The sequence below is a fragment of the Oleiphilus sp. HI0128 genome, from assembly GCF_001635365.1.
Map to the genome: position 1 here is coordinate 20,677 of NZ_LWGG01001416.1, position 7,232 is coordinate 27,908.

At 43.6% G+C, this 7,232-nt stretch carries 5 protein-coding genes; 1 reads left to right on the top strand and 4 read right to left on the bottom strand.

Translation table 11 applies throughout. The features are described from left to right. Nucleotides 1-134: 134 nt before the first annotated feature. On the bottom strand, nt 135-3,653 hold the full coding sequence (gene smc / locus A3763_RS23505; protein WP_068566544.1) for a chromosome segregation protein SMC: 3,519 nt from the start codon (nt 3,651-3,653) through the stop codon (nt 135-137). A 308-nt stretch (nt 3,654-3,961) separates the two neighbouring features. On the opposite strand from smc, the gene A3763_RS23510 reads away from it, so the two are divergent. Beyond that, nucleotides 3,962-4,921, top strand: coding sequence for a GGDEF domain-containing protein (locus A3763_RS23510; RefSeq protein WP_068516688.1), 960 nt, complete (start codon nt 3,962-3,964; stop codon nt 4,919-4,921). 18 nt (nt 4,922-4,939) lie between these two features. On the opposite strand, the gene A3763_RS23515 is transcribed toward A3763_RS23510, so the two are convergent. The 3 genes from A3763_RS23515 to A3763_RS23525 all read right to left on the bottom strand — a co-directional run. After that, entirely contained in the window at nt 4,940-5,656 is a 717-nt protein-coding gene (locus tag A3763_RS23515; protein WP_068553483.1) for a hypothetical protein, read from the bottom strand. An 8-nt stretch (nt 5,657-5,664) separates the two neighbouring features. Beyond that, nucleotides 5,665-6,849: an iron-containing alcohol dehydrogenase gene (locus tag A3763_RS23520; RefSeq protein ID WP_068516696.1), complete on the bottom strand. Its 1,185-nt coding sequence runs from the start codon at nt 6,847-6,849 to the stop codon at nt 5,665-5,667. Between the two features lie 12 nt (nt 6,850-6,861). Further along, a partial coding sequence (locus A3763_RS23525) for an aldehyde dehydrogenase family protein (protein ID WP_156495293.1) occupies nt 6,862-7,232 on the bottom strand: 371 nt, incomplete at its 5' end.

Genomic DNA, 7,232 nt, shown 5'->3' on the forward strand with positions numbered 1-7,232 from the left:
AAATATCAATGATGCGAGCACGCATCGAAAGGAGCTAAAAACGCCCTGCACTTAGTATAAATTATAGTTTTAAAGTTTACATTGTTTCAACAAAGTAGGATGCGAATAAATTATCTGTAACTCTTTTACCAACACTATACCTCTACCATTGCTGCGGCTTCATCAATATCAACAGAGACTAGCCTGGAAACGCCAGGCTCATGCATCGTCACACCCATAAGCTGGTCTGCTTTTTCCATAGACACCTTGTTATGAGAGATATAGATAAACTGCACTTGAGAAGACATCTCCTTTACCATTCTGGCAAAGCGGCCAACGTTTGCATCATCAAGCGGGGCATCTACTTCGTCCAGCATACAGAAAGGTGCCGGATTCAGCTCAAAAATAGCAAAGATAAGCGCGATAGCAGTTAGAGACTTCTCACCCCCAGAAAGAAGGTGAATCGTGGCATTTTTCTTTCCTGGTGGACGCGCAATAATCATGACACCAGTTTCCAGCAAGTTGTCATCAGTTAATTCAAGATACGCGTTGCCACCACCGAATATCTTCGGAAAGAGGCGCTGCAAGCCTTCGTTTACTTGGTCATATGTTTGCTTGAAGCGGGTGCGTGTTTCTTTATCTATCTTTTTAATCGCATCCACAAGCGTATCTAGCGCATCGACAAGTTCATCATTCTGCTCATCCAAATGCTGCTTTCGCTCGTTCTGAACCTTAAATTCATCAATAGCAGCAAGGTTAATCGAACCAAGGCGCTGAATTCTTTGCCCTAATTGCTCCAAAGCTGCCTTCAAATTTGCTTCGTTGTCGCCTGCGTGAATTTGTGAACTAAGCGCATCAATTTCGAATCCATCCTCAAGAATCCTCTCTTCGAGGTTTTTCTTATTAATGGATAGCGCTTGAGTATCCATCCTGATTGCTTCGAGCTTTTCTCTTGCTGACTGTATTGCACCTTCAAACTTAACGCGAGCGCCCTCTTCCTCGCGCAAGCTAATACTAACGCTTTCAACGGATTTTCGCGCTTCATTCAGTCGCTCTTCTGCAATTAGCCGGGATTCCAAGAGACCTTCAAGCTGCATAGACAAGTCCTCTAAGGACTCATCTTCGTAATGTTCGCTATTATTAAGCTCAGTAATTCGTTGCTTCTTATAACTTAACTCTTTGCCTAGCCTCTCAATAGTTTGTTTTAGGGAGTTTACCTGACTAAGCTTTTGCTGTTGTTCAATTTGTTTCTGATGTACTGAATTTTGCGCTTCGCGAGACTGAGCTCTATACATCTCTAGCTGAGATTGAACACGCTCTCTTTCTTCGCTAAGAACTGCTTTGCGCTCAGTGAACTCATCAAGCGATAGCAGCGCTTCATTCCAGATTTCGCGCGATTCAGCAAGTTGCTCACGATACTGTTCAAGCTGATCTAACAACTCCTTGATATCTTCATCGTTTCGTTTTAGCTGGAGATTGAATTGATCTAGCTTGGCTTTATCTGCTCCTTGCTGACCAGCTATTCGAGCTTTCTCATTGGTCAGCGTTTTAATAGATACCTCGAAAGACTCTAAGTCTTTACGATATTGATGTAGAGCATCTTTATTGGCTTCAAGTTGAAGATTAACGGCATCAAGCTGCTCCTCTAGCGCTGGAATAGCTTTCTTTATTTTTGCGATAACATTTGCACGCTCAAGAACGCCTGCCTCGGTATCACCGGGCCTGTATACTCTTGCCCATGTTTGACCAAACCAAAGGCCATCAGTACATATAACAGACTCGTGCTCCGCCAGTGTAGCAATAGCAAGCTGTGCTTGCTCTTTTGAATCAGCAACTTTGATATCGTTTAGTATTAAAATTACTTGAGACGGTGCACCTTCAACATATTGAGCAAGTGATCCAGATTTTGCTACAACATTAGAGTTTGATCCATTTTTATCCTTATCTAATAAGGTAACAGAACCTTCCAGAGTTGATGTTTCGCAATTCAGAATAAGATCCGTTGCTACGCCGTCGGAAACCAAAGAGTTCATCCAATCATGAAGCGCTTGCTGAACAGCAATTTCCCAACCTGAAGTGACCTTAAGCTCATTCATCAGCAATGGCAGCTGATCAATACCCATCTGCCGCTTTTGCGCAGAAACGCTAGAATCATCACCCAAGACAGATTCTTGAAGTGTTACAAGCGAAGCGAGGACAGCTTTCTGCTCCGATATCTTTGCATGCAAGATAGACTTCTGATCGCTTAGTGATTCAATCTTGTCTTGTTGTTGCTCAATTTTAGGCAATATGTCATCAACTTCCTGCTGAGAGCTTAATAGTTTTTCATCTACTATCAACTGCTCCTCTTCCCATTGACCATGATCTAGCTCTTCAATACTTCGCTGCACATCAATAGAGGAGTGAGATAGGCGTTCATGCCGTATTTCGAGCTCTTGAATTCGTTCTTCTGTTTGCTGGATCTTAGCTTGCTCAAGCTCTGCGCTTTTTTGAGCATTTGCAGAGTCCTGGTTAAATTGATCCCACCGAAGTTGCCAGGATTCCATGTCAGATTCGCGCATTTCCAGCTCGAAAGAGGATTGCTCAAGCTGCTCCTGAAGCTCAATAAATACCGCTTCAATTTCTTCTAGATCCGCTAGCACAAGCTCATGTGTTTCATGGTCAGCGGACAATACCTCGTCAATTTCAGCAATTTCCTCTTTAAGCCGACTAACCTGTTGCTCCTGCTCGAGCTGGCGGCTCTTAATAAACTTAAGTTTTTGCTCTAGCGCAGCAATCTCACCGCCAGACTGATAAAATTTTGCCTGAAACTTATTGAATACCTCTTGCTTGTCTTCAAGTTCAGTACGCAGCACATCCACTTTGTTTTCATTGCTATTCTTAGCAATAACGGCATCTTCTATTTCTTTTTCATATTTAACAGACAGATCGGACTTGCCCGATAGGTCCTGATCGAGAAGATCCCAATATACAAAATGAAGTTTTGCAGAGAGTAGACGTTCTTCTTTCTTGAATTCAGTATAACGTTCAGCTGCATTTGCTTGCCGTTTAAGGTGCTGAAGCTGCTTACCAAGTTCTTCACGAATATCGGCCAAGCGATCAAGATTGTCCTGAGTTCGACGCATACGGTTTTCTGTCTCTCTGCGACGCTCTTTATATTTGGATATTCCTGCTGCTTCCTCGAGATATACGCGAAGCTCTTCAGGCTTGGACTCGATTAAGCGGGATATCATCCCCTGCTCAATAATTGCGTAAGATCGAGGCCCCATTCCCGTACCGAGGAAAATATCAGTAACATCTCTTCTTCGGCACTTAGTGCCATTTAAGTAGTATTGAGAGCTACCTTCTCTTGTGACCTTCCGCTTTATTGATATCTCAGTGAATGAAGCATACTCACCACTCAGCTTGCCTTCCTGATTTTCGAACAACAACTCGATCGATGCTTGTCCGACGGGCTGTCTACCGGTAGAGCCATTAAAGATAACATCAGTCATCGACTCGCCACGAAGGTTCTTTGCCGAACTTTCACCCATCACCCAACGAACAGCGTCGATAATGTTTGATTTACCACACCCGTTAGGCCCAACGATAGCGGTCATATTGGTAGAAAAAGGAACCGTCGTCGCATCTACGAAAGATTTAAATCCGGCTAACTTAATGGACTTTAAGCGCATTGCTCAGAAAGTGCTCCAAAACTAATAAATGGGTTTTCAAAAATTTTCGCTATTATCTACGGTTCAAGGCGCTATTTCTATCAATATGTTGAGAATATCGACGAAGCAAGTGGCGACGCACTGCCGTGACGGCCTTTAGAGGCCGAATATTGAGACATTTTTTTGACGAACCGGCAAGCCGCAACGCAACAAATCGCGTCAATAGTTTGTTCAATCACATCTAAAGCATTGTTTATAAGCTGTTTTTCTGGCTTGGCCCACAATTTGTATTAATTAACAATACTGGAACATTATTGTGGAGCCATACGATGAGCGGTAACGAACGAAACGATACAACAATTGATTTTAATAAGGCTAAGATAGTATCTACCTATCGCGATCTAAATAAATCAATTAGCGACAATAACGATATTATTTCTCGCTTAACTCGCCGCCTCCAAACCACGCTAGATTGTAGTGACATCATTCATATGTTTGCGAGTGAAGTCCAGACTTTGGTGTCATTTGATCAAATGAAACATGAAGCTTCCAATCAGAGCCCTATCACAATTGGTGATAAATCTGGTGTACATTCTTGCCAGTACAACCTCACCATGGACGAAACAGAATTAGGCGCAATTACCTTTTCTAGAAAGAAGCGCTTTCTTGAAGAAGAACTTTCCATTATCGAGCGCCTGGCTAGCACCTTGGTATTTCCTTTACGAAATGCAAAACTATATCAAGCAGCACTTCAATCAGCGCTTAGAGATGAGTTAACGGGTTGCGGCAATAAACGCGCACTTGATGCCAGCTTACACAGAGAGGCAGAGCTAGCGACACGTCACAACACCCCTCTTTCCGTTCTCATGCTTGATATTGATCATTTTAAACACGTCAACGATACATACGGACACCTAGCCGGTGATAGCGTCCTTCGCGACCTTGCAGCGACAATCAAAAAGTGCGCGCGTGGAAGTGATTTGTGTTTTCGCTACGGTGGCGAAGAGTTCGTATTAATTCTAGATGATACAGATGCCAATCAAGCTTTAAAAATTGCTGATCGAATCAGGCAGAGCGTAGAGCAACACACCTACCTATATAAGGGCAAAATTATCCCTGTAACCATTAGTGCTGGTACCTCGACCTTCATTCAAAGTGAAACCCTTGATAGCCTGAAAGAGCGAGCAGACAAGGCACTATATAGTGCAAAATTGAATGGTAGAAACCAGGCAGTTTCAAGCGAGCTAAATGACACCCTAACTACCTTGCCGATAAGTCACGCACATTAACAGCCACCAAAACCAACATCACGCTTTCTGAAGTAAAAATTTCGAAATTACACTTAGGAAACCCCTGTTATCCAGAGGTTTCGCTAAGGACTCTAGACCAGCCTCAATTGTATTAGCAGGGATTCGGTCGCGACGATCATTCATTAAGGCTTCAGAGTATTCACAAGTCCATTCCGGGTGCCCTTGGATACTAATCAAGGAATCACTCCATTGAACGGCAAAGTATGGACAAAAATCACTTGTCGCTAGAAGCTTGGATTCTTGCGGTATATTCTGGACTTGATCTTGATGGCTAACAATCATATTAAGGGCATTTCCCTCAAAGCCTAAGTCATAGGCGCACTTGGTTAATTCATTACTTGAAACACCTACACCCCAACCTTTAGAAGATTTCTCAACCGAACAATTCTTTGCTAAAGCCATGATCTGATGACCAAAGCAGATTCCAAACACAGGTATCGATACTCGATCCAGACATTGCACAAACTCTACTAATTTACTTATCCAGAACTCATTATCGTAGACACTGGCTTTGCTCCCAGTGATCACATAAAAACGAAAATCCTGTATCTGTTTAGGATATTCACCTTTACGCACATCATAAGTAAAAAACTCTAAGCTATGCGAGACCTGCGTAAAGCAATCTTCAACCATACCCGGATAGTTTCCGAAGTCGGTCCGGAACTTATCTAGCACGTCATCACACTGCAAAATGGCGACTTTATAGTTATCCATTATGCAGCCTACGCCCCTTCCCCAGGCGTTTCATTTACGCCTTGAATGGCATTTCCGATCAAGCGCGCATAATCAGCTGACGACAGCTGGATAGGGTTGCCACCAGCTGAAGGATCTTCAACAGACATGGCAGCTAATTTTTGTACATCGCCTAAGTTGATACCGATTTCATCTAAGGTACGTGGTATACCAAGGTCTGCTCGAAGTTGGTGGACCCAAGAAATAAACGAGTCTGCGGAACCTCCGTCTAGGTCAAGATATCTCGCGGCGCGCCCGAGCTTTGTTTTGATTTCACTATAATTCTCTTCGAGGACATAAGGCATCAAAATAGCATTTAGAAGACCATGATGCGCACCATATGTTGCACCTATAGAATGTGCGATAGCATGCATCGCTCCCAAACCTTTCTGGAACGCTGCAGCCCCCATACTTGAAGCAACCAGCATATGCATCCGCGCTTCTAGGTTATCGCCATTTTCGTATGCAAGCTGGAGATTTTCTTTAATCAGGCGCATACCTTCAAGCGCAATACCCTCAGCCATCGGGTGGTAAGAAGGTGAGCAAAAAGCTTCAAGGCAATGTGATAAGGCATCCAAGCCCGTTGCAGCGGTAATTTTAGCTGGCAAACCTGTCGTTACGTTGGGGTCCAATATCACTAGCACTGGTAGCATCTTTGGGTGGAATATAATCTTCTTTAGGTGTTTTTCTGAATCAGTAATGACAGAAGCACGACCAACCTCTGAACCTGTTCCAGCTGTTGTAGGAATTGCAATAACAGGTGCAACACCCTCCTCCTTTACCTTGCACCAGTTATCGCCAACATCCTCAAACTCCCAAATAGGTAGCTCTTGCCCAACCATTAAAGCAATTGCTTTTGCTGCATCAAGTGCTGAGCCACCACCAAAAGCGATTACTGAGTCATGCTTTGAGCGTTTAAACTGCTCAACACCGCGGCACACATCTTCTTGATTCGGGTTGGCTGATACCTGATCATAAACATCAAACTTAATGTTTGCGCGCTCAAGTGTCTGCTTGAGTTCATCACAAATAGGTAAGCTCGAAAGACCGGGATCCGTCACGATTAAAGGATGTTCAAATCCCTTTTCCTGGCACTGAGTAGCGAGCTCAGCCAAACGACCGGCGCCCGAAATAATCTGATTCGGGTAGTTCCAGTTCCCCTCCAATATATGCATAGTCAATTACTCTCAAATAGATTTTATATGGTAAGACTTTAGTTGGATGTAATTATCAAAGCCGTGCACAGACAAAGAGTAACCACGCCCGGTATTTTTCACCCCTGTCCACACCAATTCGGGATCTAGAAAATCACAGCGATTAACAAAAAAAGTACCCGTCTCAATCTTTTCGCCTAGCGCAGTCGCAGCCTCTAGGTCATTGCTATAAATAGCTGCACTCAATCCCAGGTCACTGTCGTTCATAAGCTTTACTGCTTCTTCATCGGAGCTAACAGCCATTATCCCCACAACTGGACCAAAGGTCTCATCACGCATTACTGACATCGAGTGATCAACATTCGTCAGCACTTGAGGTGCTAGATAGGCCGTACCATTCTGAT